Below are 25,881 nucleotides of genomic sequence, written 5' to 3'. Positions count from 1 at the left end.
GACTTGCTAATGGTTTGTGCTTTAGTCTAGTCTGAAATCAGACATCTGATGTCTGGTGTTTGTATTAGCTAGACATAAAACAAGAGAATCTGCATGAGCCAAAAGCACATCGTGGTGTTGACCACGGGCGGCACTATTGCCAGCAAGCCCAGTGATTCAGGGCGTAGCCAGTCAGGGGCATTAAGCGGGGAGCAGCTACTTGATCGGGTGGCGCTGCCCCAGGGCGTCGACGTTACGTTAGAGGTGATGTCGATTCTGCAGAAACCCAGTAATGCCGTCTCCCTCGCCGATCTTGCTGAGCTCCATCGCCAAGGACGAATAGCATTGGCGCGAGCGGATGTGGACGGCCTGGTGATCACTCACGGCACCGATACCTTAGAAGAGACTGCTTACTTTCTATCGCTCACACTGCCCGCTGACAAACCGTGTGTCATCACCGGTTCCCAGCGGGCGCCTCACCAGCTAGGCACCGATGCGTTTAAAAATATCTGCGATGCCATCGTGGCGGCGGCAAGCCCTCAGTTGAATCAGCTTGGCTGTGTCGTGGCGTTTAACGAGTCGCTGTTTGTAGCCCGCTATGCCCGCAAGGTGAATAGCTTTCAGCTCAACGGTTTTGATGCCCCTGGCGCTGGTGCACTGGGTTATATCGATGGGCAGCGGATCAAGCTTTATCACCCGGCAATAGCCATCGAGCCCCCGGTTGAGGAATGGGATTTCCCGCTACCCAGAGTGGATCTACTGCCCGCCTATTTGGATGCCTCACCGGCGCTGTTGAGAGCCTGCGTTGAAAGCGGGGCAAAAGCGGTAGTGATTGATGGTTTAGGGCGTGGGCATGTGCCGCCTAGCTGGATGAACGAAATAAGAGAGCTGGTGGGCGCGGGCGTGCCAGTCGTGGTCGTGAGTAGCTGTGCTCAAGGGCCGGTCAACACCAGCTATGAATTTAGCGGCAGCCTGGCTGATTTAGTGTCGGCTGGGGTGATCGCGCTTAACGATATTAGTGCACGTAAGGCAAGGCTTGCCCTTGCCTTGGTGCTGAGTAGTACTCCGCGCAATGCGCTGGGTCAGGCGATGGAGCGCTTAATGGCGTGAGCGGCCTCTCAACCTTGCTCAATATGCAGTAACAGGAAACTAAAAAAGCAATTCAACATAACTAAATAAGGTGCTGGACATGAAACTAATGCTGACAAAAGCTACCCTCTCTGCGGCGATTGCTGTCGCTTCTTTAAGTGCGGCACAACTCCATGCGGCCGACTATACCTTCAGCTTTGCCCACGTGTTGATCGAAGAAACGCCGAATGGCCAAGCAGCGCTGCGCTTTAAAGAGGAGGTAGAGGAGAAGTCTGACGGCCGTATCGAGATCAATGTCTTGCCAGCCGCCCAGGTGGGTGGCGATGTTGAAATCATTGAGCAGATTCAGATGGGCCTGGTCGATATCGGTATCCCGCCCACGGCCACCCTGGGCAACTTTGAGCCGCGCATGCAGATTTTGGATCTGCCGTTCTTGATTGCCGATTACGACACCATGGTGGAAACCCTGGATGGTGAAGTGGGTCGCGAAATCCTCGATACCCTGAATGGCCATAACATGGTCGGCGTTAACTTCTGGGGTGCAGGTTTCCGCCATATCACCAACAACGATCGTCCGATCGAAACCCCCGAGGATATGGACAGTATCCGTATGCGCACCATGCAGGCGCCGATCATCATCTCCACCTATGAAAACCTGGGCGCTAACGCCACCGCAATGGCCTTCACCGAGGTTTACAACGGCTTGCAACAGGGCGTGGTGTCGGGGCAGGAAAACCCACTGGCCAACATCTACACCATGCGTTTCCACGAGGTTCAGGATTATCTCTCGCTGACGAATCACGCCTACCACGCCTATGCGGCGGTGATTAATCAGGATTCCTGGGATTCGCTGCCGGAAGACCTGCAAGCGGTCATGCTGGAAGCCTTTGATAATGGTCGAGACACGTCTCGTGCGCTAACGCTGCAGGACGAAGAGACCATTATGGAAGATATTAAAGATGAAATTGCCATTAACGAACTCACTCCAGAACAGCGTGAAGCCTTTATTGCAGCCAGTATGCCGGTGCACGAAGAGTATGAAGATATCGTCACCACCGAGCTACTACATAAAGTTTATGACTCGGTGGGTATCGAGTACTGAGCAGAGGTTTAGCAAATCTAGCCCCTTTCCTCTTACCCACTTAAGGGTGTGGATCTCTCATGTTCGAAGCGCTCAATAAATGTCTTGATCGCTTGGAAAGTGTGGCGATGGTCGTTTTCATGTCGATTGCGACCATCCTCACCTTTACCCAAGTTGTCTATCGCTACGGCTTTAGCGGTTCGCTGTTTTGGGCCGAAGAAGTCGTTATCTACTCCATTATCTGTATGAGTTTTGTGGGCGCCAGTATGGGTGTGCGTCATGGCACGCATATTTCGGTGGATGTCCTTAATGCGGTTGCCTCGCCCGCCGTTAATCGCTGGCTGCATCTTGTCGCAGCGCTGATTGGCATCGTGTTCGCAGGCTTTATGACCTATTACGGCTTTGTTCTCTATTTCAGCACGCTTGATCGCGGCCAGTTGACGGCCGCGCTGCGACTACCAATGGCATGGTTCTATCTGCCGATTGGTATATCCGGGGTGCTGCTGATTCTGCGTTATCTATGGGTAATCAATGAAGTTTGGAAAAAGCCTCCGGTGAGTCTCTCCGAAGAGCTTGTAGCTGAGTCGGATAAGCTCATTTAACTCTGGGGAGCGACCATGATTACTGCGTTATTACCGATCTTTTTTGCTGTTCTATTGTTGGGGCTGCCAATTTTTGCCTCTTTGGCATTGGCGGTATTTCTAGCGATTGAATTCTTTGGCACTACCAACCCGGTGATTGTGCCGATGCGCATGTTTACCGGCATGAATAATTTCTCGCTGATGGCGATTCCGTTCTTTATTTTGGCGGCGGAGCTAATGCGCATTGGCGGTCTTTCAGACCGGCTGATCAATCTCGCCAAGGCATTGGTCGGTTGGGTGCCCGGCGGTTTAGCTGCGGCCACGGTGCTTTCGTGCCTATTCTTTGGGGCCATTTCGGGCTCAAGCCCGGCCACGGTGGTGGCGATTGGTTCGATCATGTTCCCGGCGCTGGTGGCGGCTGGCTACGATAAACGCTTTGCGATTGGCTTGATTGCCACCGCCGGTACGCTAGGCCCCATCGTGCCACCGAGTATTGCGCTGATTATCTACGGCTCGGTGACCGGCACCTCTGTCGGGCGACTGTTTGCGGCCGGGCTGCTGCCTGCCATCGTCATCGCTTCTATACTGATCGCCTACTGTATTGTTTTCAGCAGCATCAAAGGTTATGAGCGCTCACCGTTCCCAACGCTACGGCAAATTCTAGTGGCCTTTAAAGACGCCGCCTGGGGCCTTGGCCTGCCGGTGATTCTGCTGGGTGGTATCTACAGCGGCGTATTTACGCCGACCGAGTCGGCGGCGGTGGCCTGCGTCTACGGCCTGTTTGTGGGCATGGTGGTGTATCGCACCATCAACCTGAAAGCGCTAGCGGGGACGTTAAGAAGCTCAGGGCTGATTTCCGCCACGCTGTTGCTGATCACCGCTGGCGCCTCGGCGTTCTCATGGCTGCTGGCGATTACCGGCACGCCGAGCCAACTGGCGGGGCAGGTGCTGTCGTGGACGGACGACCCCTTTCAGGTCATGGCGCTGTTTAACGTGGTGATGATTATTGCCGGTTTCTTTCTCGATAGCGCCTCGGCCATCATCGTGCTCTCGCCGCTGCTTCAGCCTATTGCCGCCCAGGTGGGCGTAGACCCGGTGCATTTTGGCGTTATCACACTGATCAACTTCTCGGTGGGCATGATTACCCCGCCGGTAGGGCTGAATCTATTCGTCGCTATGGCGATATCCAAAATGTCGCTGCAGGAAGTGTTTAAAGCCTGCTTGCCGTTGATTGCTTTGATGCTAATCGCATTGATCATTATTACCTACATACCCTGGCTCAGCACTTGGCTTCCCTCGCTTATTTACTAACAAGTAGTGTAATTGTGCTAATCAATAAGGATAACCAACAATGAGTAAAACGATTGAACAGGCAGTGTCGGAGCAGGGCCTTACGTTACCGGCGATTCCAACACCGCGCGGCCTATTTCTGCCCTGGTCCCGGTTAGGCAACCAATTGTTTTTAGCGGGCCAGATTTGCGAACGTGGCGGTGATGTTCTCTATCCTGGCAAGGTGGGTGGTGAGTTCGATCTTGAAACCGGGAAACTGGCGGCCCAGGCGTGTGCTTTAAACCTTTTGGCTGAATTGAGCGATGCTGTTGATGGCGACTTCTCACGGGTGGTGCGCTGCGTGCGTATGAACGGCTTCGTCAATGTGGCGCCGGGCTTTCACGATGTCCCGCTGGTTATCAACGGCGCGTCAGAGCTATTTGTCGCACTGTTTGGCGACGCAGGGCGCCATGCTAGAACCGCCATTGGAGTGGCTACTCTACCCGGCAATGCAGCGGTGGAAGTCGAAGCGATTTTTGAAGTGCGTTAAGCACTACCTCGGAGGTAAGTGAAGCATGCAGGATTCAGTTATATTTCTACCGATACGTGAGCAGCGCGCACGCCTGCGGGCAGGCACTCTTACCGCAACAGCCCTTGCCGAGGCATCACTCGCCGCTTACCAGCAGCGCGGCCAACACGATCACGCCTACCTCACCTGGAACGGCGAACAGGCCCTGGCGATGGCCAAAGCTGCCGACGCTGTACTCGCCCAAGGTGGCGATGCGGGGGCGTTAATGGGCATGGCGGTATCGATTAAAGATATCTACGCCGTGCCAGGGCTACCCACCTATGCGGGCTCTTCCCAACGGCTGCCCAAGTGCTGGGAGCGCCCCGGCCCGGTAGTGAGCGCTTTGCTAAAGCAATTACCTTCCGTGATGGGTAAAACCCACTCCGTTGAGTTTGCCTTTGGCGGGCTGGGTACCAACGCCCACTGGGGAGCGCCGCGCAACCCTTGGGATACGTCTCAGCACCGCACGCCTGGCGGTTCCAGTTCTGGGGCAGGTGTTTCACTTGTCGGTGGTACGGCAAGTTTGGCGTTAGGTACCGACACCGCCGGTTCGGTGCGTATTCCTGCCGCAATGACCGGGGTGGCGGGATTGAAAACCACTGCTGGGCGCTGGTCAACCGAGCAGATCGTGCCGCTCTCCTCCACGCTGGATACGCCAGGGCTGCTGGCGCGGCGAGTGGATGATATAGCCTTTGCGTTTGATGCGCTGGATAGCCAGCTAAGCGGTAGAGAAGAGCAGGTTCCGGCAACGCCGTGCCTTGCTGATCTAACCTTTGGCGTACCAGAAACGTTTTTCTGGGACGATTGCAGCCCAGGTATTGCCGAAACAGTACGCGCGGCTATTAAAAAGCTGGAAGCCGCTGGAGCACGCATTGTCACTCTGGAGCTACCGGGTATCGACGAGGCGTATGAGTTGTTCAAGCTGGGCGGCGTGGCCGCGCCGGAGTTGGCGGCGTTTCTAAAAACCGAACTGCCTGAGATGATCGATTCCCTCGACCCTAACGTCGCGGCCCGGGTCAAAGCGGCTGACGATATGCCCGCCTGGGAGTATGTGCGTCGTCGCACAGTGCTGGATTCGCTCTATCGATCGGCCGCCGCTCGCATGGCGGATGTGGATGCGGTGCTTACCCCTACGGTGGCGATTACGCCGCCGACTATCGAGAGCCTTGCACCGGAAGGTGCCTATCCCAAAGCCAATATGCACGCCCTGCGTAACACCGTAATCCCTAACTTCCTTGGTTTATGTGCGCTAACGCTGCCGGTAGGGATAGACGCTGTGGGCATGCCCGTTGGTCTGCAGGTACTAGGCGGCCCCTGGCAGGACGCCAAACTATTAGCAGTTGGTCAGGCGATTGAAAATGAGTTAGGCACAGGGCTGGAGATTCTTGGTCAGCCGCCAGCGATCTAATCTGAAAGCCTATGTGCTGCCGCCAGTCTGGAGTGTAAAGCCTACATCGTGCTGCCGACGGTAGACATTCTTGCCGCCTAGCCGCCGAATGAGCTCTTTGGCAGCTAAGCGGCCCATCTCCTCTCTGGGAGAGAGAATAGTAGTGAGCTGAGGCGTCACGTGTTGACCAAGGGGCAGGCCGTTAAACCCGGCGATGGCAATATCTTCCGGCACCTTGAGACCTTGACGTTGTGCAGCCAGCAGGGCACCTGCAGCTAAGTCATCGTTAGCAAAATGAATGGCTTGGGTGTGTGGGTAGCTCGCCAATACCTGGGCCAGTCCTTCTGCGCCTGCCTGCAGGCTGCCCAGAGTATCCAGCTCAACTAAGGGTGCTTCTATCCCGTTGGCCTGCAGCACCTCCTTATGCCCTTCATAGCGCATGCCCGCGCGATAATCGTGGGCAAGCCGCGCGCCCACGTAAACAATATGACGGTAGCCTTGATCGATAAGGTGATTGACCATACAGCGGCCTGCTGCCACGTGATCCAGCCCAACGTTGAGATCCATGCCTTTGCCCAATTCCATCACCTCCATAATGGGGTGATCCCAGTTGGCCAGCAGCGTATGGCAGGCCTTGTTATGGCGCAGCCCAGCGGTGACCAGTGCCGAGCATGACCAACCTAAAAACGTACGCACCAACTGATACTCGCGATCCAAGTCGTAGTCGGTATTACCCAGCAGTATCTGATAGCCCTCAGCTTCCAGCGTTTCCTGCAGGCCTTTGATGACTTCCACAAACACGCTATTGATGAGCGACGGCACAATGACCGCAATCAGCCGTGAGCGAGCAGAGGCCAGACTGCCTGCGACTAGATTGGGTACGTAGCCTAACGTTTCTACTGCTTGCAAAACACTGAGACGTGCGCTGTCGCTGACCTTATCCGGGTGGTTTAGCGCCCGCGATGCCGTAATGGGAGAGACTCCCGCCATCTGCGCGACTTGGCTAAGCGTGACCTGATCGGAGCTGCGGCGCTGTCTAGCGGCGTTGGGTGAGTCTTTAGACATTGGTCGTACGTCCCTGATTTTCAGCTTGTCGTAACGCAAACAATAATCTAAAACGAATGGTAGCGCTATCATGACAGCGCTACCATTTTCTTTTAAAAGCTTCTTTTTGAAAGCGCCGCGACGATGGCAGCAAACACAACAAGAAACTCAACAATGAGGTGTCGGCAGGTGAGTCAACACGATAAACCATCACTTCAAGTAGGCGTTATTGGACTCGGTGCTATGGGCATGGGCACCGCAACCGCCTTGCTTCAACAAGGACTGGCCGTAACGGGCTGCGATATTTCTGCAGAAGCGCGCCAAGCCTTTGTGGCGGCAGGGGGCAAGAGCGTTGCCACCCCAGCAGAACTCGCTCACTGCCATATTTTGCTGGTGGTGGTGGTTAACGGCGCCCAGGTTGATGAAGTGCTGTTCGGGGTGCAGGGAGTGGCGGGCCAGTTGGCGCCGGGCAGCCTGATTATGCAGTGCGCGACGGTCGCGCCTAGTCACGCTAAACAGCTTGGCGACCGCTTGACTGCCGAAGGGTTGATGTTGCTCGATGCGCCGATTAGTGGCGGTGCTGCTAAAGCGAAAAGTGGCGAACTATCGGTGATGGCCTCGGGTACGCCTGAAGCGTTCAGCTACGCCCAGCCGGTACTCGATGCTATGGCCGCTAAGGTCTATCGACTTGGTGATGTTCCTGGCGTTGGTTCCAGTATGAAGTTGGTCAATCAACTGCTGGCAGGGGTACATATCGCCACCGCAGCTGAAGCCATGGCGCTGGGCATTCGCATGGGGCTCGACCCCGAGGTGATATATGAAGTGATTACTCACTCGGCAGGTAACTCCTGGATGTTCGAAAATCGCGTGCCGCATATCCTGAGTGGCGACTACACACCGCTTTCGGCGGTGGATATCTTCGTCAAAGATCTCAATATCGTGCATCAAACCGGCCGCGAACTGGCGCTGGCAACGCCCGTTGCTTCGAGCGCTCTGCAGCAATTTACCGCCGCTAGCGGGGCAGGCCTTGGCCGCGAAGATGATTCGGCTGTGATCAAAGTCTACCAGCGGCTATCTGGTATCACTCTGCCCGAAGCTGCCAACGATGCCGAGGGAGCCTGATAAGCATGGATATGGGAGCGAACATCGTCTTAGGCGCCATTGCCGACGACTTCACGGGGGCCACCGATCTCGCCAATAACTTGGTGCGCGGCGGCATGCGCTGTCTACAGGTGATTGGCGTACCCTCGGAAGAGGTCGACCTCAACAATATCGATGCAGTGGTCGTAGCGCTTAAATCCCGCTCCTGTCCGGCGGATAAGGCCGTAGCGGACTCCCTCGCCGCGCTTGAGTGGCTTCGTCAACAAGGCGCCCGTCAGCTGTTCTTTAAGTACTGCTCCACCTTTGACTCTACCGATCAGGGCAATATTGGCCCAGTGGCCGATGCTCTATTGGAAGCCCTTGGCGCTAATCAAACCGTGATGGTACCCGCTTTTCCGATTAATGGTCGCATGGTCTACCAGGGCCATCTGTTTGTGGGGGATCGCTTACTTAATGATAGCGGCATGCAGCACCACCCGCTAAACCCCATGCAGGACGCAGACTTAGTTCGTGTGCTGGCTCGCCAGACACCCCACTCGGTGGGGTTGGCCAACCGTGCGGTGTTGACTCAAGGGGCAGATGTGACCCGGGCGCACTTGTCAGCGCTGGCTGAGCAAGGCACTCGCCATGTGATCTGCGACTCTTTAGACGAACAGGATTTAGACGTATTGGCTCAAGCTACGGTGCTGATGCCCTTGGTCACCGGTGGCTCGGGTCTGGGACAGGCATTGCCCGCTCAGTACCGAGCACAGGGCTGGTTAGACACCATCTCTGAGCCGGGTCGTTTATTACCGGCTTTCGGTGGTGCGCTGGTGCTATCTGGTAGTTGCTCACGGACAACGCTCGCCCAGGTGGCGGATTTTCTGGCAAAGCACCCTGACGGTGGCTTTGCCCTTGATCCCTTGGCGTTAGCGGAAGGCGAACAGGAGCAACAGCAGGCGCTAAACTTTGCTCAGCAGCGGCTATCAAACAACGAACCGGTATTGATGTACGCCTCCGCTGATCCAGATAAGGTTAAAACCGCGCAAGCCTCACTCGGCGTGAAGAGGGCAGGTTATCTCGTAGAAGAAGCGCTGAGCCAACTGGCGGTCACGCTGGTCAACGAAGGTGTGGGTCGGTTGCTGGTCGCCGGGGGTGAAACCTCTGGCGCGGTGGTTTCGGCATTAGGTATTACCAGGCTGCGCATTGGCGAGCAGATAGACCCTGGCGTGCCCTGGACCCAAGCCCCATTGCCGAACCGTGAAGCACCGTTATCGCTGGCTCTGAAGTCCGGCAACTTTGGTGGCGTTGATTTCTTTACCCGCGCGTTTGAGGTGCTGGCATGAGCGTTCAACTTCGTCATCATCACCAGAACAGCCTGCGGGAGCAGATCAGCACGCTCGGCAAGTCTCTGTTTGACCGCGGCCTAACCATGGGCTCCAGTGGCAACATCAGCGTTCGCTTGGAAGATGGCGGCTGGCTGATGACGCCAACCAACGCCTGCTTGGGGCGGCTGGATCCAGCCCGCATCTCCCACCTGGATCAAAGTGGCCAACTGCTAAGCGGCGATGCGCCTACCAAAGAGCAGTTCCTGCATATGGCGATGTACGACGAGCGCCCACAGTCTGGGGCCATCGTGCACCTGCACTCTACCCACTCAGTGGCGGTGTCCTGTTTGCCAGGGGGTGATCCCTGCGACTGTATTCCGCCGCTGACCGCGTACTACGTGATGCGGGTGGGCAAACTGCCGCTTATTCCCTATCACATGCCGGGCGACCCCAAGCTAGGCGATGCGGTGCGAGGCCTAGCGGGTAAGCACAGCGCGGTGCTGTTGGCCAACCACGGCCCGGTGGTGGCGGGTAAAAACCTCGAAGCGGCGGTGTATGCCACCGAGGAGCTAGAAGAAACCGCCAAGCTCTACCTGCTGCTGCGTGGCGAAAATCCGCGGGGTCTAACACCAGAGCAGGTGGCGGAGCTGGAAGCACGCTTTCCACGAAATTAATATTATTTCATTTAAAAAAAGCACTTAACAACAAGAGCCCCACGATGATTCGATTAGCCGCCAACCTCAGCATGCTGTTTAACGAGCACCCCTTTATAGACCGCTTTGCCGCGGCGGCGAAGGCAGGCTTTAAAGGCGTTGAGTATCTGTTTCCTTATGCGTTTTCCCCGCAAGAGCTGCGCCAAGCACTGCAAGAATCGCAGTTGGAGCAGGTGCTGTTTAACCTGCCTCCAGGCGATTGGGAAGCAGGTGAGCGAGGCTTGGCGAGCTTGCCGGGGCGCGAAGGTGAGTTTCGCGACTCAGTGGTAGAGGCCCTGCGCTATGCCGAGGCGCTCAACTGCCCTCGAGTACATGCCATGGCTGGGCTGCTCCCGGAAGGCGCCGATGCCACCGCTCAGGCTGAGCACCATGCGACCTATCTTCGCAATCTGCGTTTTGCGGCGGATGAGGCGGCCAAAGTCGGCCGCGATATTCTTATCGAGCCGATCAATACCCGCGATATGCCGGGCTTTTTCCTCTCGCACCAAGCGCAAGCCATGGCGGTGCTGGAAGAGGTTGGGGCGGAAAACCTAAAGCTCCAGTTTGATCTTTACCACTGCCAAATTATGGACGGTGACTTGATTTGCCACCTTCAACGTCAGTTCAGGGCCATCGGTCATATTCAAGTCGCGGGTGTCCCCGAACGTCACGAACCTAACGTTGGTGAAGTGCACTACCCCGGCATTTTTGAACGCTTAAGTGCGTTGGGCTACACCGGTTGGATCGGCTGCGAGTACCGGCCCAAGGCAGAAACCCGTGCGGGGCTAGGGTGGGGTGCAGCCTGGGGATTAACCACTCAGTGAGCAGCCCCAACTGAATAAACAATAACAACAGCGCATAGGAGCAAACGATGCATATTGTCATTACCGGTGCAGCAGGCTTTCTTGGCCAGCGCTTAGTGCAACAACTACTTGCCAGAGGAGAACTTCGCGGACAGCCGATTACGCAGCTAATGCTACTAGATCAGACCAAGGCGCCACTGCCTAACGTCGGAAATGTGGCTGCCACCTCAATGGCGCTGGATATTACCGCTCCCGGCGCGCTGGATAGCGTTTTAACGCAGCGCCCCGACGTTATCTATCACTTGGCCGCGGTGGTCAGCTCCGCCGCAGAAGCCGATTTAGAACTTGGCATGCGGGTTAATTTCGACGCAACACGAGCACTGCTGGAAGGCTGCCGAGCCCAGGCGCTAACCCACACTCGACTGATTATGGCCAGCTCTGTAGCGGCTTATGGTGGTGCGCTGCCGGACGAGCTGGATGATATGACGGCGCTTCACCCGCAGAACTCCTACGGTACACAAAAAGCCATGTGCGAGCTGTTAATCAATGATTACAGCCGCCGAGGGATTATCGATGGCCTAGTACTGCGACTGCCGACGATTGTGATTCGCCCTGGCCGGCCTAACGCCGCTGCCTCCAGCTTTGCCTCTAGTATCCTGCGAGAACCCTTAAACGGTGAAGAGGCCATTTGTCCAGTGCCTGTTGAGCTACCGATGTTTGTGATGTCGCCCGGCAAAGTGGTAGATGCACTCATCCATGGAGCCGAAGTGGCGAGCGAGGCGCTGGGGCCTTTTCGAGCCTTTATGCTGCCGGGTATTACCGTCACGGTCGCTGAAATGCTGGAAGCTCTCCGCGATGAGGCTGGTGAGAATGCACTTTCGTTGGTACACCACGATCCCGATCCCCGCATTGAATCCATTGTGTCGAGCTGGCCTGCGCGCTTTGACACAGCAAAAGCCAAACAGCTGGGTTTTGTGGGCGATGACAACTTTAAACAGATTATCGATGCCTTCGTTTCTGAAGCGTCATGAGTTCCCGTCCTGCCGTTCGCGGTAGGCAACTGCCTGGGCGACTCCCTTAGTCGGGGAAGTTGCTCCAATAATCACCCTCACAACAACACAAAGAGGGCACTACAATGACGAAGCAGCACGTTACACCCACACTTAAACGCCATATTCTGGTAGCAGCGATTAGCGGTATCGCTACAGCGGGTATTGCACTTCAAGCCCATGCCGCGACGGAAGTTAACCTGGGCCACACGCTCTCCTCTACGTCTCATTACTCGGTGGGCGCCGATGCGTTTAAAGAAACGCTGGAGCGCTTATCCGACGGTGAGTTCACGGTGACCGAGCACACCTCGGGGTCACTCGGCGGCGAACGGGAGATGATCGAAGGCTTGCAGATTGGCACCGTCGATGTGGTGATTACCTCGACCGGCCCACTGGGTAACTTTGTCCCTGAAAGTTATGTGCTCGACCTGCCTTTCCTGTTTGAAAACTACGACCAAGCGCGTTGCGTGCTCGACAGTGAGCTTGGCGATGAATTACTGGAAAAAATGGGAGAGCACGACTTGGTTGGCTTGGCGTGGTCTGAAAACGGCTTTCGCCACCTGACCAACAGTCAGCGTGAGATCGCCACACCAGCAGACGCTGAGGGCTTGCGTGTACGTACTATGGAGAACGCGGTGCATCAGGAGGCATTCCGCCAGATGGGCGCTCGCCCAACGCCGATGGCGTTCCCAGAACTGTTTACCGCACTTCAGCAGGGGACAGTCGATGGTCAGGAGAACCCGATCACCGTTATCGTCGCCACCAACTTCTGGGAAGTGCAGGACTACCTTTCTCTAACCGGGCACGTCTATTCTCCAGCCATTGTACTGGGTTCGCCCATCCTGCTGGACGGCTTAAGTGAGGAGGAGCGTGATTGGTTTATGCAAGCCGCAGCAGCTTCTGCCGAGGCGACCCGTGAAGAGGTTTCGCGTCTAGAGCGTGAAGGTGTGGCGCTATTGGAAGAGAACGGCATGACGGTTAAAACCGATATCGACGTTGCTCCCTTCCAGGAAGCGGTAAAGCCCGCCTACGAGATATTTACCTCTGAGTACGGCACCGAAATGCTGGAACGTGTTCAGGAACAAGCCAGCAGCTGCTAAGTAACGCTGTCGAGCGCTTCTTCCACCTCGGCCTCCGGTACTGCCGGAGGTCGCTTTGGCATGGTGAATTCTTATGCTAGCGGTATTTCTTCGTTTTGAGCACCAGTTAACCCGGCTTGCGATGCTGATCGCCGTGGCGATGTTGGCAATATCAGTGACGCTCAGTTTTTATCAGGTGCTCACCCGTTTTGTGTTTAATGCCCCCTCTACCTGGACAGAAGTTGCCTCCCGTGCAGCGATGATCTGGTGCGTATTTATGGCCGCCGCCGCCACTTTTAGGGGCGGCTATATGATGGCGGTGGAAGTCGTCTATAAAGTCGTGCCAGCGCGGTTTCTAACATTGCTCGAAATAGCGATTGTACTGTGTTGCCTGCTGGTTCTCGGCGTGCTGATCCACTACGGCATTCAAATGACCCTGCGGGTGAGTAATCAAACCATGTCCGGGATGAATATTTCGATGGCATGGGCGTATGCCGCAATCCCAATGGGGTCATGCTTTGCCATTGTGGCAGTGATGGCGCGCTTACTGTCGCAGCTCAGCGGAAGAGAAAAAGTGGGGCCGGAGAACAGCGAAATAGCGCCAGAAGCCCAAGATGGGCAGTTACCTGAAGGAGGAGCGAAGCCATGAATATGGTTATTGGCCTATCGCTGATTATTCTGTTTACCTTCGGCGTTCCAATCGCGATTTCAATTATTCTAGCGTCGATTATCGGCATCGAATTCTTTACCCGCCTGCCGCTGCTGTTGGTGCCGCAACAGATGTTTATTGGCATCGATAAATTTCCGCTGATGGCGATTCCGTTTTTTATCCTTGCCGGTAACTTGATGGCAGCAGGAGGGATATCTCAGCGTTTGGTGGACTTAGCAAAATCCATCGTTGGCCGTGTGCAGGGCGGGCTAGCTATGTCCTGCGTACTTACCTGCATGATGTTTGCGGCGGTGTCCGGTTCCAGCGTGGCGACTACCTTTGCGATTGGCGCCATTTTGATTCCGGCCATGGTGAAGCATGGTTATCCAAAACCGCTGGCAGCCTCTATACAGGCATCATCCGCTGAACTGGGCGTGCTTATTCCACCTTCAATTCCGCTGATTCTGTATGGCGTGAGTACCGATACCTCCATTGGCCAGCTTTTTCTCGCAGGCATTGGCCCTGGCATATTGATTGGCAGCGCGCTGATTATCTTCCTGTATCTATTTTGTAAGGTGCGGGGCTACGGCAAAGACGACTATAAAGACAGCACCGGCTTTATGGTCTCGGTAAAGCGAGCCTGGGTCGCTATGCTGATGCCTGTGGTCGTTATCGGCGGTATCTATGGTGGGATATTTACCCCCACCGAAGCCTCCGCCGTGGCGGTATTTTTTGCCCTAATCGTCGGTGGTTTCTACTACCGTGAGCTGAAGCTAGATGACATATGGCCGATTCTGCGCCAGAGCGTGATTTCGACTGCCGCCGTTATGTTGATTATTGCCGCCGCCTCACTATTTAGTTTTCTGCTCAGTCGCACGGGGCTACCAGCGCAAATCGCTACCTTGGTTACCAACACGATCAATGACCCCATTATGTTTCTGCTGGTGGTCAATGCACTGCTGCTGATCGTTGGTATGTTTATCGAAACCTCTGCGGCGATTTTGGTGCTGGCACCGATCCTGACGCCTATAGCCATTCAGTTTGGTATTCACCCCGTCCATTTTGGCCTGGTAATGGTCGTTAACCTGGCGCTTGGCATGATTACCCCGCCGCTGGGCGTGAATCTGTTTGCTGCCTGTGCCGTCGCCAAAATATCGATTGATCAAATGCTGCCATGGTTGGTGCGCTTTGTACTGGTCGTACTCGCGTGTTTGATGGCGATTACCTATATGCCATGGATCTCCATGGGACTGGTGAATACCTTCTACGGTTAGGTACGGCGTTATTTTAAGTGAACTCAACAATGACAATAAAAGGAGCGTGAAATGTCGTATTCAATGGCCTTGCCACCGCAGCAAGCGCTGATCGGTGGAGAGTGGATAGCAACGGTCGCTACCCTACAGGTAGAGGCACCTGCCACGGGTGAACCCTTGGCGCGTATTGCGCGCAGCCAAGCTGAAGACGTAGATGCCGCAGTACAGGCAGCCCGGCAGGCATTTTCTGGTCAGCTTGGTGAATGGGCCAGTAGGTCTGCCCGGCAGCGCAGCGAATGGCTGCTGCGCTTTGCCGATGTGATTGAGGCGCACCATGAGCAACTGGCGCAGCTTGAGTGTGCGGATACCGGCAAGCCGATGACCCAGGCCAAGGGCGATATTACTGCCTGCGCCCGCTACTTCCGTTTTTATGGCGGTGCGGCGGATAAGCTGCACGGAGAAACCATTCCTTTTGAAAACGATTTTGCGGTGATGACACTGCGCGAGCCCTACGGCGTATGCGCGCAAATTATTCCCTGGAACTACCCATCGCAAATATTTGGCCGCTGCGTGGCGGCGGCATTAGCGGCGGGCAATACCATAGTACTAAAACCCGCTGAAGATGCCTGTTTGAGCGTACTGCGTTTAGCGGAATTAGCCGTGAGCCATGGCCTGCCTGACGGTGCGCTTAACGTGGTGCCTGGGCTTGGTTATGAAGCGGGCGCCGCGCTTGCCGCCCATCCTCAGATTGATCATCTCTCGTTTACCGGCTCGCCAGAAACGGGAACCCATGTTGCCCAAGCGGCTGCGCAGCACCATGTGCCGGTGACGTTAGAGCTGGGCGGTAAGTCCCCCCAGCTCGTGTTTGCCGATGCGGATTTATCGGCAGCGCTCCCGGCAGTGGTGCGTGGGATTATTCAAAACGCCGGGCAGACTTGCTCCGCGGGTAGCCGCCTGCTGGTGCAGCGTGAAATCGCCGCTAGCGTGGTCGCTAACCTCTGCGAGCGCTTCACCGCTCTGCGCTGTGATGCGGGCGAAGCGGATGCCGACTGCGGCCCGCTGATTAATGCGCGTCAAAAAGCCAAGTTGGAAGCGCGCTTGGCGGCCGCAGAAGCCGATGGTATACGCTTAGCAGCAAAAGGCCAGTTAGCGCCAAGCGCACCTACGGGTGGACACTTCGTGCTCCCTCAACTGCTAACCGATATACCCGAAGGGCACGAGGTTTTACGTGAAGAACTGTTTGGCCCGGTGCTAGTTGTGCAGGTGTTTGACGATGAAGCGGAAGCGCTGGAGCTCGCCAATGCTACCGATTTTGGTCTGTGTGCAGGCATTTGGACACAGGATGGCGGGCGTCAGCTACGCCTAGCCAAAGGTATTCGTAGCGGCCAGGTATTTATCAACAACTACGGTGCTGCCGGTGGTGTTGAACTACCTTTTGGCGGTGTTGGTCGCTCCGGCCATGGTCGTGAGAAGGGCTTTGAAGGTCTGCGTAGCTACACACGTATTAAAACTATCGCTATTAAACATTAACGGATGCTTCACATGTAAGGAGATAACAATGACAACATCACGCCAAGTAGGCATCGTCGGTGTGGGTTTGATGGGCCATGGGATTGCCAGCAGTCTGCTTCGCGCAGGCCATCAGATCAGCTTTCTTGAGCACCCAGGCAATCAGCCGGTGGATGACTTGTTAGCAGCCGGTGCCACCGTGCTAAGTTCGGGGCGAGAAGTCGCACAAAACGTGGAGGTAGTCATCTTGTGCGTCACTGGCTCGCCCCAGGTAGAAGCCGTGCTGTTTGAACCCAATGGCGTATTAGAAGGGTTAAAGCCTGGTTGTGTCGTGGTGGATTGCTCCACCGCCTTGCCCAGTTCAACCGAAAAAGTCGCTGCTAGAGTCACGGAGGCTGGCGGGCGCTTTATGGACGCGGCAATGACGCGCACGCCGAAAGAGGCAGCGGAGGGGCGGCTCAACTTGATTGTCGGCGCGCCGAAGGCGTTATTTGATGAAACGCTGCCGTTGTTACAGGGTTTTGCCGAAAATATTGCCCATGCGGGCGATGTGGGTGCGGGGCATACCCTTAAGCTCCTGCACAACTTTGTGTCGTTAGGTTTTTCGGCGGTCTTGGCCGAAGCCACGGCGACATCTCGCAAAGCAGGCATCAGCGATACCGCACTGTTAGAGGTGCTGGGGGCCGGTGGTGGCGGTGGGGTAGTGTTAGAACGCCTGCGTCCCTATATTGCTGAAAACGATCCTTCAGGTTTCAGGTTTACCGTCGCCAATGCCAGTAAAGATCTGGGTTACTATCACACCATGACTAATGAGTTAGGCGTGGAGCGCGGTGTGGCCGGCGCAGTACATGCGCTGTATACCTCTATTGATGACGCTACGCTGGCTGTGCCCGAAGTGATCGGTGTGTTGGAAAAGCGGCGTTAAAGAGGTTGAGAGTAAACTGCGTTGTGGTTCATTTGTTTTTTTGCGCTGCATAACCTACTTTGTGTAAGCAGTTAGTAAGCAATATTGTAATCTCGGTAATTTAGGGGCAGTAAAGCAACCTACCTGTGTTGGCAAATGTGGGTACCCGCTCAGAGGAGCTAACGGTGCTGATGCCTGACAGTGTCACTGCTAAAGAGTAGCACCATGACCGTACGACTATTTTACAAGGATGAGTAAATAGCATGTATCAGCACTATGCGAGACCAGGGCAGGACGCCGATGGTGAGGAGCCAGGCCATGCGGTGGCAATCCTCAGCGTTCAAGGAAGCTCTCCTGGGGTTCATATTGTCGACGTTAATACCGACTATCAGCGGTTATGGGGTGGCAGTCGTGAAGAGTGGCTGGGAGCGGCGCCCATTATCGTTCAGCAAGAGGCAGCCAACCGGCAAATTGTTGACCAACTGCACGACGCGCTGAATCCCTTGCTCAATGATGCGGAAAGTTTTTTCGAGGGCATTGGTGGGCTTGAAGTCAACCGCCGTCACGATGGATCGCGTCGATATGTTGAATGGCGAATTACGGCGATGGGTGTGCGCCACAATGACGCCATTACGCTAGTGTTAACCCAGCGCGATGTGACCGAGCAGATGGAAAAAGAGGCGCAGCTTGAACGGCTAGCAACCACCGATATGCTAACGGGGCTAGTTAACAGGTCACAGTTTGATGCGGTACTGAAAAGCGAGGTCAACCGCCAATGCCGCTACGCTCGACCACTCTCTTTGATCATGCTGGATATCGATTTCTTTAAAAACATTAACGATAGCTATGGCCACGATATCGGTGACCAAGTGCTGGTTGAGCTTGCCCATTTGCTTAAGCGCAATCTACGTAAAGCGGATTGTTGCGCACGCTGGGGCGGGGAAGAGTTTATGTTACTAGCCCCTGAAACCTCCCTTGAGCAGGCCGTGCGGCTCGCCGAAAAAGTTCGCGCCGCCATCAAACATACCGACTTCCCTATTCAAGGCGGTGTTACGGCCAGCTTTGGTGTTGTGGAGGTTTATTCGCAAGAAACGATTAAAAACGTCATGAAGCGAGTGGATAACGCCCTTTACCTCGCGAAAGAGGAAGGGCGTGATCAAGTGTCAACGGGGGGCTTATTACCCGCTGTTAAGCAAGCTTAATCTTGGTCGCGATCGATCGCGAACGGTGACCACGCCTGACGAACGGTCATAATTTCTAAACGATTGATGTTGATATGGTCGGGAAGCGTAGCCAAGTAGTAAAGTTGCTCGGCAATATCTTCCGCCTGGAGTGGCGTGGTGCCTCGGTAAAGCGCATCGGAAGCGGCCTGGTTGCCTTTGGTTCTAACCAGTGTGAACTCGGTTTCGGCCATGCCGGGGGCAAGATCGGTGACGCGCACACCGGTACCTAACAGGTCGCAGCGTAGGTTATAGCTGAACTGCTGCACAAAGGCTTTCGATGCGCCATAAACGTGCCCGCCTGGGTACGGCCACTGTCCCGCCACCGAGCCAAGATTAAGAATGCTGGCGCCTTTACCCGTTTTGAGTAGCAGTGGCAACGCCGCGTGAGTGACGTTGACCAAGCCCGTTATATTGGTATCAATCATCGTGTGCCAATCTTCCAGCGCCACCTTTTGCGCCGGTTCCGGTGCCAGGGCCAAGCCCGCATTGTTGATCAAACACGTCAGTGGCAGGAAGCTTTCCGGCAGGTGGCTAATGGCGTCAGTGACTGCATCACTATCGCGTACATCGAGGGCTAACGTTAGCACAGGCACTTGTTTGGAAAGCTCTTCCTCTAATGCTTTTAGGCGCTCTTCACGACGGCCCGTTAGAATTAACGACCAACCTGCTTTGGCAAAGCGCTGCGCTGCCGCTTTACCAAACCCCGAAGTAGCTCCCGTGATAAGTACGCTAGGCATTGCACTATCTCCATGTTAGTTAATGCTTAATAGGGCGACATTGCCCATGCTTGTTTCACTGTAAGCAACGTTGGCTCAAGCCATTAGGGCCAGTTAACAACAGCCGATGTGACATTGTCTGTCCCGTTGATGTGTTGCGACTGGCCCTACAGCCTCAAGGATCAAACTCACTAGGCTGGCAAGCACACTATTTCCTAATGGATTAAAACAGGGTGCCTGCTATGAATGCCACTATTGCTGCTTCTTATCCACCCACCCGTGATGTAGATAACCGCTATGTACACGGCTTGGATCGTCAGTATGTGTTCCATTCCTGGGCCCAGCAAGGCAGTTTAGACCCCATGGTCATTGCGGGTGCTGAAGGTTGCCGCGTTTGGGACTATGCGGGACATTCGTATTTGGATTTTAGTAGCCAGCTCGTTAATACCAACATCGGCCATCAGCATCCTAAAGTGGTGAGTGCGATTCAAGCCCAGGCCGCTAGCCTATGTACTATTGCCCCGGCGCATGCCAATTTAGCCCGCGGTGAGGCCGCCAAACGGATTATTGCCAAAGCACCTGCTGGTTTCAGTAAGGTGTTTTTCACTAATGCCGGGGCCGATGCCAATGAAAATGCCATTCGCATGGCGCGCCTTTATACCGGGCGCAGCAAAATACTCTCTGCCTACCGCTCCTATCATGGCAATACCGGTTCAGCGATTGCCGCGACCGGTGACTGGCGACGTGTGCCCAATGAGTATGCCAGCGGGCACGTACACTTCTTTAACCCTTACCTCTATCGCAGTGAGTTCTGGGCGCGGGACGAGGATGAAGAGTGTGAGCGGGCATTGACCCATTTGCGTCGGGTGATTGAGTGCGAAGGCGCCAACGCCGTCGCGGCCATTCTGCTCGAAACCATTCCCGGTACCGCAGGGGTGCTATTGCCTCCCAAGGCCTACCTACAGGGCGTTAGAAGGCTGGCCGATGAGTTTGGCATTGTGTTGATTCTCGATGAAGTGATGGCAGGTTTCGGGCGTACGGGGCGCTGGTTCGCCTTTGAACATTACGATATGGCGCCGGATTTGATTGTTTTTGCCAAAGGGGTCAACTCAGGCTACGTACCTGCCGGTGGGGTGATTATTTCAGCACCTATTTCAGACTACTTCGATGACCACTTTTTTGTCGGCGGCCTAACCTATTCCGGTCATCCGTTGGCAATGGCGGCGATAGTCGCGACCCTGGACGCCATGGAAGAAGAGGGCATCGTTGAAAATGCCGATAAGATCGGGAACGGCCTGTTAGCGGAAGGGTTACAGCAGCTTGCCGAGCGCCATGCGGTGATCGGCGATTGGCGTGGCTTGGGCGTATTTCACGCTTTGGAGCTGGTCAGCGACCCAGTACGCAAAACGCCTATGCCTGGAGCGGAAGTGCTAAAACTAAAACAACAGCTGATGGAGCAAGGCTTGCTGGTGTTTACCGTCGAAAACCGCATTCATGTTGTGCCGCCGTGCATTGTGTCAGCAGCGGAGATCGAAGAGGGCTTGGCAATTCTTGAACGTGTTTTTGAAAGCTACGCTTTATCTAGCTGATAATAATTGCTTAAGTACTTAAAGCGTTATCGTAAGCGAGGCCCAGGCGCTGTATGCCTGGGTCGATACGCTCCCTTTCGATGGCGCCAAACCCCAAACGGAAAAAGCGCCGTGGCGGGGCGGCATCGAAGAAGTGTTGAAAACCGGGTTCAATCAACACTCCACGTTGAGCGGCATGCCAGGCCAGCCGCTGGGTATCGATGCTGGCGTCTGCTTCCATCCAGAAGGCGCTTGAACGATTGCTGCTGTGGCTCTGGCAGCCAGGCAAGGCCTGTTCAATGGCGAGTCGCATGGCATCCCGGCGCTGGTCTATCTCTTCCACATGCAGTTTGAGATAGCGCTCGTAATAACCTTGAGAAATAAACTGCGCCAGTTGGTGCTGCAACGCCGCGGGCGGGTGGCGATACATCATGCGGCGTAGCGCCCGCAGCTCGTCAATTAACTCTGCATCTGCCACTACGTAACCCATGCGCAGCCCAGGCGAAAGCGCCTTGGATAAGCTGCCCATGTAGATAATCCGCGCGCTCTGCGCACTGGCTTTCAGCGCTGGCAGCGCAAACTGGTCGCCGTGAATCTCGGCGTCGTAGTCATCCTCAATCACGATTTGGTCGCGGTAGGGGAGTTGGGCCAATAGCGCCTCGCGTCGCTCGCGGCTCATGGTCACGCCCGTGGGAACTTGGTGGCTGGGCATCACATACAGATAGTCACACTGCTGAGACCCTTCCAGGCGCATGCCGTCTGCATCCACAGTTTGGAACTGCAGACTAGCGCCGCGCTGGGCAAATACGTTCATCGCCTCGCGATAACCCGGGGACTCCAGGGCCACGCTCGTCCCCCGATGGCAAAGCAGTTGCGCAATCAAATAGAGCGCATTTTGCGTTCCCATGGTGATCAGTATCTCTTCCGGTCGGGCAAAAATACCTCGACGAGGCAAAATACGCTTACGCAGTTGCTCAATGAGTAAAGGGTCATCCTGATCAATGCGGTCGCGCAGCCACGGTTTATCGCGCTGGGAGCTTAATAAACGCCGGGACACATCGCGCCATTGAGCGAGTGGGAAGAGGCGCGTATCTAACTGACCATAAATAAACGGATAGGCATACTCTGACCAATTGCCGGGTTTAAGAATGCCTTGGTAGTTAGTAGGGCGCTGGGAAATGCGTTTGTGCCAGTTTGGTGCAGCGGTTGAGGCGCTACTGCTCTCAGTGATCGCGGTTAAAGAGGCATTAAGCGCTGATTGAGGCTCATTATAATCAGGGTGTAAGTAATAACCGCTACGAGGGCGACTGATCAGGTAGCCGTCTTCGACCAGTTTTTCGTAAACAATCGCTACCGTATTGCGCGAAATACCCAGCTGTTGGGAAAGCTTGCGGCAGGAGGGGAGTGCGTCATCGGTGGGTAAGCTGCCCATGCGAATGGCTTCTAACAGCGTTTTACGCAGCTGTTCTTGCAGGCAGGGGGCAGCGTTAGGGTCGACCTCAAGACACAGCGTTGTCATCCAGCACTCCTATGATTTCTTGCCTTATCAATAGGCGGTATACCATTACTGCAGTGCATCTTTCATGCCAGTTTTCTGATTCGCAGCTGTCCTTTTAATTTACGCTAACTGGCTCTAATCCCAGCGATGATAAAAATCTAGGGTGAATCAGCTTCTGCAAATCGCCAAAACGTCGCCGCAGCGTTGGCAGTAGCATCGCTGACGGCAATAGGGCTGACGAAAATAGGCGAGTGATGTTTTGACCACTCTTTTTGAAAGCCAGGTTTTGAAAGCACAGGTTTTAAAAGCATAGGTTTTAAAAGCATAGGTTTTAAAAGCACAAGTTTTGAAAACTTAGGGAGTAACGGACGATGAAAAAAATAATGGCATTAGCCTCAGTGTTGAGCATGGGAGCACTGGCTATAAGCGTTCCACTGACCGTGAGCGCTGCGGATTTAGAGGAAATCGAGAGCCGTGGTTACATGACCGTGGCCACCGAAGATAATTACGCGCCGTTTAACTTTATGAGTGGCAGCGACCCGGATGGCTTTATCAAAGATATATTGATTGAACTGGAGGAGTACGCTGACTTCGAAATCCGCCAGGATATTCTGCCCTGGACAGGGCTGCTCGCGTCGGTTTCGTCGGGCCAGTACGACATGGCACTGACCGGCGCGTCGGTGACCGATGAGCGCCTGCGGGTGTTTAATTACGCGCCGCCGTTTGCCTCTGCCCAGCACTTTTACATTAAGCGGGCGGGCGATGACCGTATCAATAGCGTTGAAGATTTAAGCGGTATGACGCTAGGCGTTCAAGCAGGTAGCGCACTGCTATCGCGCCTGCCAGAGCTGGAAGTCATGCTGGAAGAGAGCGGTGGCGAACTGGGCGAGGTCATGCAGTATGAAGCCTATCCAGAAATCTACGCCGATCTCGCCAATGGCCGTGTTGATTACGTTATCAACTCCATTGTGCCGGTAAATGATCTGATCAGTGAGCGTCCTGACGTATTCGAAGCAGGCCAAGCCGTCTCCGGCCCAGGCTATGTGGCTTGGCCGATGCGTAAAGATAGTCCCGAACTGCTGGCCTATATCACTGACTTTATGAGCCACCTGCGTGATTCCGGCCGCTTGGCCGAGCTGCAGGAAAAATGGTTTGGCGAGTCCTTTGACGACCTACCGACAACGCCGATCACCTCAGTGGAAGAGTTCCACGAAATGGCCGGTATGTAAGCCATCACCTTCGCCAGCCGCCTGGGCATTAGCCGGGCGGCTGCTATCCAATCAAGCGAATCAGGGGGTGAGTGAGCATGGACAGTAGCGCATGGGGACTTCTCATTCAGGGTGCCTGGACAACGCTGTGGATATCCGGCATCTCCATTGCCATCGGTGTGGTAATGGGGCTTTTGATTGCATTGCTTAGGGTGGCAAAAATCCCCGTTTTGCATCAATTGCTAGGCGTCTACATTAGCCTGGCGCGGGCAACGCCGCTGGTGACGCTGGTGCTGTTTATCTTCTTAACCGCGCCGACCATGGGTGTTAACCTCAACCGCAATGTGGCCGGTATTATTGCGCTAACCCTCAATACCACTGCCTTTAACGCCGAAATTTGGCGCTCTGCGTTCAACAACTTCTCCAAAGAGCAGCGCGAAGCTGCGCTGGCGATTGGCATGACCCCATGGGTCTATTTCCGCCGCATCATGCTGCCACAAATTACCATTACCAGCCTGCCGGGCTTGGTCAACGAGATGTCGTTCCTAATCAAAGGCAGTCCCGCCATTGCCGTCATCGGCGTGGTCGACCTTACCCGTGTGACCAACCGTATTTCAGCGGTTACCTACGACCCACTGCCACCCATTTTAGCGGCTGCGGCGCTGTATATGCTGATTATCAGTCTGTTGGTGTGGTTTCAACGTGTGGCTGAGCGCAAAGCCAGCCGGCTGGCCGTCTAAGGTGGTCGTTTAGGGAGTCTCTATGAGCAACTGGGAAATTCTTTGGTCATCTTACGATGTGTTTTTTAGTGGTTTTTATAACACCTTAAAACTGTTTGGTTTATCCGCCGTGCTAGCTTTTTTAATGGGCAGCAGCATGGTGTTCTTGTTGGAAGGATCTCGCCCGCGTATGAAGATTCCGCTGCGGATCTTTATTGATGGCATGCGCATGTTGCCGTTTTTGATACTGGCGTATCTGCTCTATTACGGTTTACCCAGCGCAGGCATTCGTATGAGCGCCTGGACGGCCGGTATTATTGCCCTGGTGATTTACCACGGCGCTTACTTTGCAGAAATTCTACGTGGTTGCCGCGCTACTTTTGCCCAAGGTCAAGTAGAAGCAGCCATCGCCCAAGGGTTTTCTCAGACTAAAATGTTTATGCGCATTATCTTGCCGCAACTGATATTAAAAACCCGCGGCTTGCTGGGCAATCAACTGATTATCCTGCTCAAAGACACCGCCTTTCTGGTGATTATCACCGTGCGCGAACTCACCGCGGCGGCGAGCAGCCTGTCGAGTACCTACTTCATTCCCATGGAAGCTTTCATCGTGGTGATTGGCTTCTACTGGCTGATCAGTATTGGTTTAGAACTGTTTATCAAAATGATTGGCCGTTTTGGCGCCAAGCGAGGATTCGAAAATGCCTGAGACCGCCGCTGTTAGTATTCGTAACCTCTCCAAAAGCTTTGATGGCACTGAGGTACTGCGTGATGTATCGCTGGAAGTGCAGCCCGGTGAAGTGGTGAGTATTTTAGGCTCCTCGGGCTCGGGTAAATCTACCCTGCTACGCTGCATTAACTGGCTCGAGCAGCCCGACTGCGGCGATATTCGTATCGACGGTGACCGCATCGGCGTTAGCGATACCGGCAAATCGATGTCGCGCCGTGAGCTGGCGGGTATGCGCGCGCGCTTAGGCATGGTGTTTCAGGGCTTTAACCTCTGGCCCCACTTAAGCGTGCTGCGTAATGTCACCGAGGCGCCTATTCACGTTCAGGGCTTAAGTAATGCCGAGGCCGAAGAGCGGGCCATGGCGCTGCTCGAAAAAGTCGGTATGGCCGACAAACGCGAGCAGTACCCTTACACGCTTTCGGGCGGGCAGAAGCAACGGGTCGCGATTGCCCGGGCGCTCGCCATGCAGCCCAAGGTGATGCTGTTTGATGAGCCGACTTCAGCGTTAGACCCGGAGCTGGTCGGCGAAGTGCTAGGGGTCATCAAAGACCTCTCCAAAGAGGGCTACACCATGGTGCTGGTGACCCACGAGATGGAGTTTGCTCGGGCGGTCTCCGATCAAGTGGTGTTCCTCGATAAAGGCATCATTATTGAAAAATCCCACCCAAGCGAGTTCTTTGAGAACCCTAAAACTGACCGGGTACGGCGCTTTCTGGAACTCGAGGCGCCAGCGGTGTGAGTAAGTAAAGTATTGTTCCCAGTTGAGTCTACTTAGCTATCACTTAAATCAGCGCCTGGTTTCGATGCCTGTTTTACATTGCTAACTGGGTATCTAGGCTGACAGCGAGGGCTGCGTTGCACTAGACTAACTCAAA

General features: G+C 54.9%; 25 protein-coding genes. 22 read left to right on the top strand and 3 right to left on the bottom strand.

Annotated elements, in window-relative coordinates; translation table 11 throughout:
* The first annotated feature begins 93 nt into the window (after nucleotides 1-93).
* The 6 genes from U738_RS12915 to U738_RS12890 all read left to right on the top strand — a co-directional run bounded on the left by U738_RS12915 (nucleotide 94) and on the right by U738_RS12890 (nucleotide 5,975).
* Nucleotides 94-1,089 (top strand): asparaginase, encoded by a 996-nt coding sequence (locus tag U738_RS12915; protein ID WP_035581152.1) that lies wholly within the window; start codon nucleotides 94-96, stop codon nucleotides 1,087-1,089.
* A gap of 79 nt (nucleotides 1,090-1,168) precedes the next feature.
* Complete coding sequence (locus U738_RS12910) at nucleotides 1,169-2,170, top strand: TRAP transporter substrate-binding protein (protein ID WP_035581149.1); 1,002 nt, start codon at nucleotides 1,169-1,171, stop codon at nucleotides 2,168-2,170.
* A gap of 59 nt (nucleotides 2,171-2,229) precedes the next feature.
* Nucleotides 2,230-2,751: a TRAP transporter small permease gene (locus U738_RS12905; RefSeq protein WP_035581146.1), complete on the top strand. Its 522-nt coding sequence runs from the start codon at nucleotides 2,230-2,232 to the stop codon at nucleotides 2,749-2,751.
* 15 nt (nucleotides 2,752-2,766) lie between these two features.
* Nucleotides 2,767-4,041 carry a TRAP transporter large permease gene (locus tag U738_RS12900; protein WP_035581144.1) on the top strand — a complete coding sequence of 425 codons (1,275 nt, stop codon included), beginning with the start codon at nucleotides 2,767-2,769 and terminating at the stop codon, nucleotides 4,039-4,041.
* Between the two features lie 40 nt (nucleotides 4,042-4,081).
* The gene (locus U738_RS12895; RefSeq protein WP_035581142.1) at nucleotides 4,082-4,549 is read left to right on the top strand and encodes a RidA family protein; all 468 of its coding nucleotides are present in this window, start codon (nucleotides 4,082-4,084) and stop codon (nucleotides 4,547-4,549) included.
* A gap of 25 nt (nucleotides 4,550-4,574) precedes the next feature.
* Nucleotides 4,575-5,975 carry an amidase gene (locus tag U738_RS12890; protein WP_035581140.1) on the top strand — a complete coding sequence of 467 codons (1,401 nt, stop codon included), beginning with the start codon at nucleotides 4,575-4,577 and terminating at the stop codon, nucleotides 5,973-5,975.
* Between the two features lie 9 nt (nucleotides 5,976-5,984).
* Here the strand turns inward: U738_RS12890 and U738_RS12885 are convergent, their stop codons facing one another.
* Nucleotides 5,985-7,019, bottom strand: a complete 1,035-nt coding sequence (locus U738_RS12885; protein ID WP_035581138.1) for a LacI family DNA-binding transcriptional regulator — start codon at nucleotides 7,017-7,019, stop codon at nucleotides 5,985-5,987.
* Nucleotides 7,020-7,187: 168 nt separating this feature from the next.
* Between U738_RS12885 and ltnD the strand changes: the two genes are divergently transcribed.
* From ltnD to U738_RS12830, 11 genes are all read left to right on the top strand, one after another.
* Nucleotides 7,188-8,120, top strand: coding sequence for an L-threonate dehydrogenase (ltnD, locus tag U738_RS12880; protein WP_197671972.1), 933 nt, complete (start codon nucleotides 7,188-7,190; stop codon nucleotides 8,118-8,120).
* Between the two features lie 5 nt (nucleotides 8,121-8,125).
* Nucleotides 8,126-9,424 carry a 3-oxo-tetronate kinase gene (otnK, locus tag U738_RS12875; protein ID WP_035581131.1) on the top strand — a complete coding sequence of 433 codons (1,299 nt, stop codon included), beginning with the start codon at nucleotides 8,126-8,128 and terminating at the stop codon, nucleotides 9,422-9,424.
* Entirely contained in the window at nucleotides 9,421-10,080 is a 660-nt protein-coding gene (gene otnC / locus U738_RS12870) for a 3-oxo-tetronate 4-phosphate decarboxylase (RefSeq protein WP_035581128.1), read from the top strand. The genes otnK and otnC overlap by 4 nt, the downstream gene beginning before the upstream one ends.
* Before the next feature lie 44 nt (nucleotides 10,081-10,124).
* Nucleotides 10,125-10,922, top strand: coding sequence for a 2-oxo-tetronate isomerase (gene otnI / locus U738_RS12865; RefSeq protein WP_035581125.1), 798 nt, complete (start codon nucleotides 10,125-10,127; stop codon nucleotides 10,920-10,922).
* 47 nt (nucleotides 10,923-10,969) lie between these two features.
* Entirely contained in the window at nucleotides 10,970-11,932 is a 963-nt protein-coding gene (gene denD, locus U738_RS12860) for a D-erythronate dehydrogenase (protein WP_035581122.1), read from the top strand.
* Nucleotides 11,933-12,036: 104 nt separating this feature from the next.
* The gene (locus tag U738_RS12855) at nucleotides 12,037-13,050 is read left to right on the top strand and encodes a TRAP transporter substrate-binding protein (RefSeq protein ID WP_035581119.1); all 1,014 of its coding nucleotides are present in this window, start codon (nucleotides 12,037-12,039) and stop codon (nucleotides 13,048-13,050) included.
* Between the two features lie 73 nt (nucleotides 13,051-13,123).
* On the top strand, nucleotides 13,124-13,678 hold the full coding sequence (locus tag U738_RS12850) for a TRAP transporter small permease (protein ID WP_035581116.1): 555 nt from the start codon (nucleotides 13,124-13,126) through the stop codon (nucleotides 13,676-13,678).
* A complete protein-coding gene (locus tag U738_RS12845; RefSeq protein ID WP_035581113.1) occupies nucleotides 13,675-14,952 on the top strand; it encodes a TRAP transporter large permease in 1,278 nt (425 codons plus the stop codon). Before U738_RS12850 ends, U738_RS12845 begins: the two co-directional genes overlap by 4 nt.
* Before the next feature lie 51 nt (nucleotides 14,953-15,003).
* Complete coding sequence (locus tag U738_RS12840) at nucleotides 15,004-16,461, top strand: aldehyde dehydrogenase family protein (RefSeq protein ID WP_186436862.1); 1,458 nt, start codon at nucleotides 15,004-15,006, stop codon at nucleotides 16,459-16,461.
* Between the two features lie 28 nt (nucleotides 16,462-16,489).
* On the top strand, nucleotides 16,490-17,365 hold the full coding sequence (locus tag U738_RS12835; RefSeq protein ID WP_035581110.1) for an NAD(P)-dependent oxidoreductase: 876 nt from the start codon (nucleotides 16,490-16,492) through the stop codon (nucleotides 17,363-17,365).
* A 242-nt stretch (nucleotides 17,366-17,607) separates the two neighbouring features.
* Nucleotides 17,608-18,546, top strand: coding sequence for a GGDEF domain-containing protein (locus tag U738_RS12830; protein WP_035581107.1), 939 nt, complete (start codon nucleotides 17,608-17,610; stop codon nucleotides 18,544-18,546).
* Here the strand turns inward: U738_RS12830 and U738_RS12825 are convergent.
* Nucleotides 18,543-19,304 (bottom strand): SDR family NAD(P)-dependent oxidoreductase, encoded by a 762-nt coding sequence (locus tag U738_RS12825; protein WP_035581104.1) that lies wholly within the window; start codon nucleotides 19,302-19,304, stop codon nucleotides 18,543-18,545. The two genes, U738_RS12830 and U738_RS12825, sit on opposite strands and share 4 nt — an antisense overlap.
* Before the next feature lie 221 nt (nucleotides 19,305-19,525).
* On the opposite strand from U738_RS12825, the gene U738_RS12820 reads away from it, so the two are divergent.
* The gene (locus U738_RS12820; protein ID WP_231896801.1) at nucleotides 19,526-20,872 is read left to right on the top strand and encodes an aspartate aminotransferase family protein; all 1,347 of its coding nucleotides are present in this window, start codon (nucleotides 19,526-19,528) and stop codon (nucleotides 20,870-20,872) included.
* 10 nt (nucleotides 20,873-20,882) lie between these two features.
* Here U738_RS12820 and pdxR read toward each other — a convergent pair whose 3' ends face one another.
* Nucleotides 20,883-22,370, bottom strand: coding sequence for a MocR-like pyridoxine biosynthesis transcription factor PdxR (gene pdxR, locus U738_RS12815; RefSeq protein WP_035581099.1), 1,488 nt, complete (start codon nucleotides 22,368-22,370; stop codon nucleotides 20,883-20,885).
* Between the two features lie 350 nt (nucleotides 22,371-22,720).
* Here pdxR and U738_RS12810 point away from each other — a divergent pair, with 350 nt between their 5' ends.
* From U738_RS12810 to U738_RS12795, 4 genes are all read left to right on the top strand, one after another.
* Nucleotides 22,721-23,578, top strand: a complete 858-nt coding sequence (locus U738_RS12810; protein ID WP_035581096.1) for a transporter substrate-binding domain-containing protein — start codon at nucleotides 22,721-22,723, stop codon at nucleotides 23,576-23,578.
* Between the two features lie 77 nt (nucleotides 23,579-23,655).
* Complete coding sequence (locus U738_RS12805; RefSeq protein WP_022521643.1) at nucleotides 23,656-24,297, top strand: amino acid ABC transporter permease; 642 nt, start codon at nucleotides 23,656-23,658, stop codon at nucleotides 24,295-24,297.
* Between the two features lie 22 nt (nucleotides 24,298-24,319).
* Nucleotides 24,320-24,985: an amino acid ABC transporter permease gene (locus U738_RS12800; RefSeq protein ID WP_035581093.1), complete on the top strand. Its 666-nt coding sequence runs from the start codon at nucleotides 24,320-24,322 to the stop codon at nucleotides 24,983-24,985.
* Nucleotides 24,978-25,745 (top strand): amino acid ABC transporter ATP-binding protein, encoded by a 768-nt coding sequence (locus tag U738_RS12795; RefSeq protein ID WP_035581090.1) that lies wholly within the window; start codon nucleotides 24,978-24,980, stop codon nucleotides 25,743-25,745. Before U738_RS12800 ends, U738_RS12795 begins: the two co-directional genes overlap by 8 nt.
* Nucleotides 25,746-25,881: the final 136 nt, after the last annotated feature.

Source organism: Halomonas sp. TG39a (genome assembly GCF_000744395.1).
GTDB classification, from domain to species: Bacteria; Pseudomonadota; Gammaproteobacteria; order Pseudomonadales; family Halomonadaceae; genus Vreelandella; species Vreelandella ventosae_B.
The sequence above is the reverse complement of the archived record's forward strand: the minus strand, read 5'-3'. Positions and strand labels throughout refer to the sequence as shown.

What these genes read in the sequence shown, in the direction of transcription:
- U738_RS12850 (WP_035581116.1), top strand. Translation starts at nt 13,124, where the DNA reads ATGCTAGCGGTATTTCTTCGTTTTGAGCACCAGTTAACCCGGCTTGCG.
- U738_RS12890 (WP_035581140.1), top strand. Translation starts at nt 4,575, where the DNA reads ATGCAGGATTCAGTTATATTTCTACCGATACGTGAGCAGCGCGCACGC.
- U738_RS12835 (WP_035581110.1), top strand. Translation starts at nt 16,490, where the DNA reads ATGACAACATCACGCCAAGTAGGCATCGTCGGTGTGGGTTTGATGGGC.
- U738_RS12800 (WP_035581093.1), top strand. Translation starts at nt 24,320, where the DNA reads ATGAGCAACTGGGAAATTCTTTGGTCATCTTACGATGTGTTTTTTAGT.
- U738_RS12895 (WP_035581142.1), top strand. Translation starts at nt 4,082, where the DNA reads ATGAGTAAAACGATTGAACAGGCAGTGTCGGAGCAGGGCCTTACGTTA.
- U738_RS12810 (WP_035581096.1), top strand. Translation starts at nt 22,721, where the DNA reads ATGAAAAAAATAATGGCATTAGCCTCAGTGTTGAGCATGGGAGCACTG.
- U738_RS12855 (WP_035581119.1), top strand. Translation starts at nt 12,037, where the DNA reads ATGACGAAGCAGCACGTTACACCCACACTTAAACGCCATATTCTGGTA.
- U738_RS12915 (WP_035581152.1), top strand. Translation starts at nt 94, where the DNA reads ATGAGCCAAAAGCACATCGTGGTGTTGACCACGGGCGGCACTATTGCC.
- U738_RS12825 (WP_035581104.1), bottom strand. Translation starts at nt 19,304, where the DNA reads ATGCCTAGCGTACTTATCACGGGAGCTACTTCGGGGTTTGGTAAAGCG.
- pdxR (WP_035581099.1), bottom strand. Translation starts at nt 22,370, where the DNA reads ATGACAACGCTGTGTCTTGAGGTCGACCCTAACGCTGCCCCCTGCCTG.
- U738_RS12820 (WP_231896801.1), top strand. Translation starts at nt 19,526, where the DNA reads ATGAATGCCACTATTGCTGCTTCTTATCCACCCACCCGTGATGTAGAT.
- otnK (WP_035581131.1), top strand. Translation starts at nt 8,126, where the DNA reads ATGGATATGGGAGCGAACATCGTCTTAGGCGCCATTGCCGACGACTTC.
- U738_RS12845 (WP_035581113.1), top strand. Translation starts at nt 13,675, where the DNA reads ATGAATATGGTTATTGGCCTATCGCTGATTATTCTGTTTACCTTCGGC.
- otnI (WP_035581125.1), top strand. Translation starts at nt 10,125, where the DNA reads ATGATTCGATTAGCCGCCAACCTCAGCATGCTGTTTAACGAGCACCCC.
- U738_RS12840 (WP_186436862.1), top strand. Translation starts at nt 15,004, where the DNA reads ATGTCGTATTCAATGGCCTTGCCACCGCAGCAAGCGCTGATCGGTGGA.
- U738_RS12795 (WP_035581090.1), top strand. Translation starts at nt 24,978, where the DNA reads ATGCCTGAGACCGCCGCTGTTAGTATTCGTAACCTCTCCAAAAGCTTT.
- U738_RS12910 (WP_035581149.1), top strand. Translation starts at nt 1,169, where the DNA reads ATGAAACTAATGCTGACAAAAGCTACCCTCTCTGCGGCGATTGCTGTC.
- denD (WP_035581122.1), top strand. Translation starts at nt 10,970, where the DNA reads ATGCATATTGTCATTACCGGTGCAGCAGGCTTTCTTGGCCAGCGCTTA.
- U738_RS12905 (WP_035581146.1), top strand. Translation starts at nt 2,230, where the DNA reads ATGTTCGAAGCGCTCAATAAATGTCTTGATCGCTTGGAAAGTGTGGCG.
- U738_RS12805 (WP_022521643.1), top strand. Translation starts at nt 23,656, where the DNA reads ATGGACAGTAGCGCATGGGGACTTCTCATTCAGGGTGCCTGGACAACG.
- U738_RS12830 (WP_035581107.1), top strand. Translation starts at nt 17,608, where the DNA reads ATGTATCAGCACTATGCGAGACCAGGGCAGGACGCCGATGGTGAGGAG.
- otnC (WP_035581128.1), top strand. Translation starts at nt 9,421, where the DNA reads ATGAGCGTTCAACTTCGTCATCATCACCAGAACAGCCTGCGGGAGCAG.
- U738_RS12885 (WP_035581138.1), bottom strand. Translation starts at nt 7,019, where the DNA reads ATGTCTAAAGACTCACCCAACGCCGCTAGACAGCGCCGCAGCTCCGAT.
- U738_RS12900 (WP_035581144.1), top strand. Translation starts at nt 2,767, where the DNA reads ATGATTACTGCGTTATTACCGATCTTTTTTGCTGTTCTATTGTTGGGG.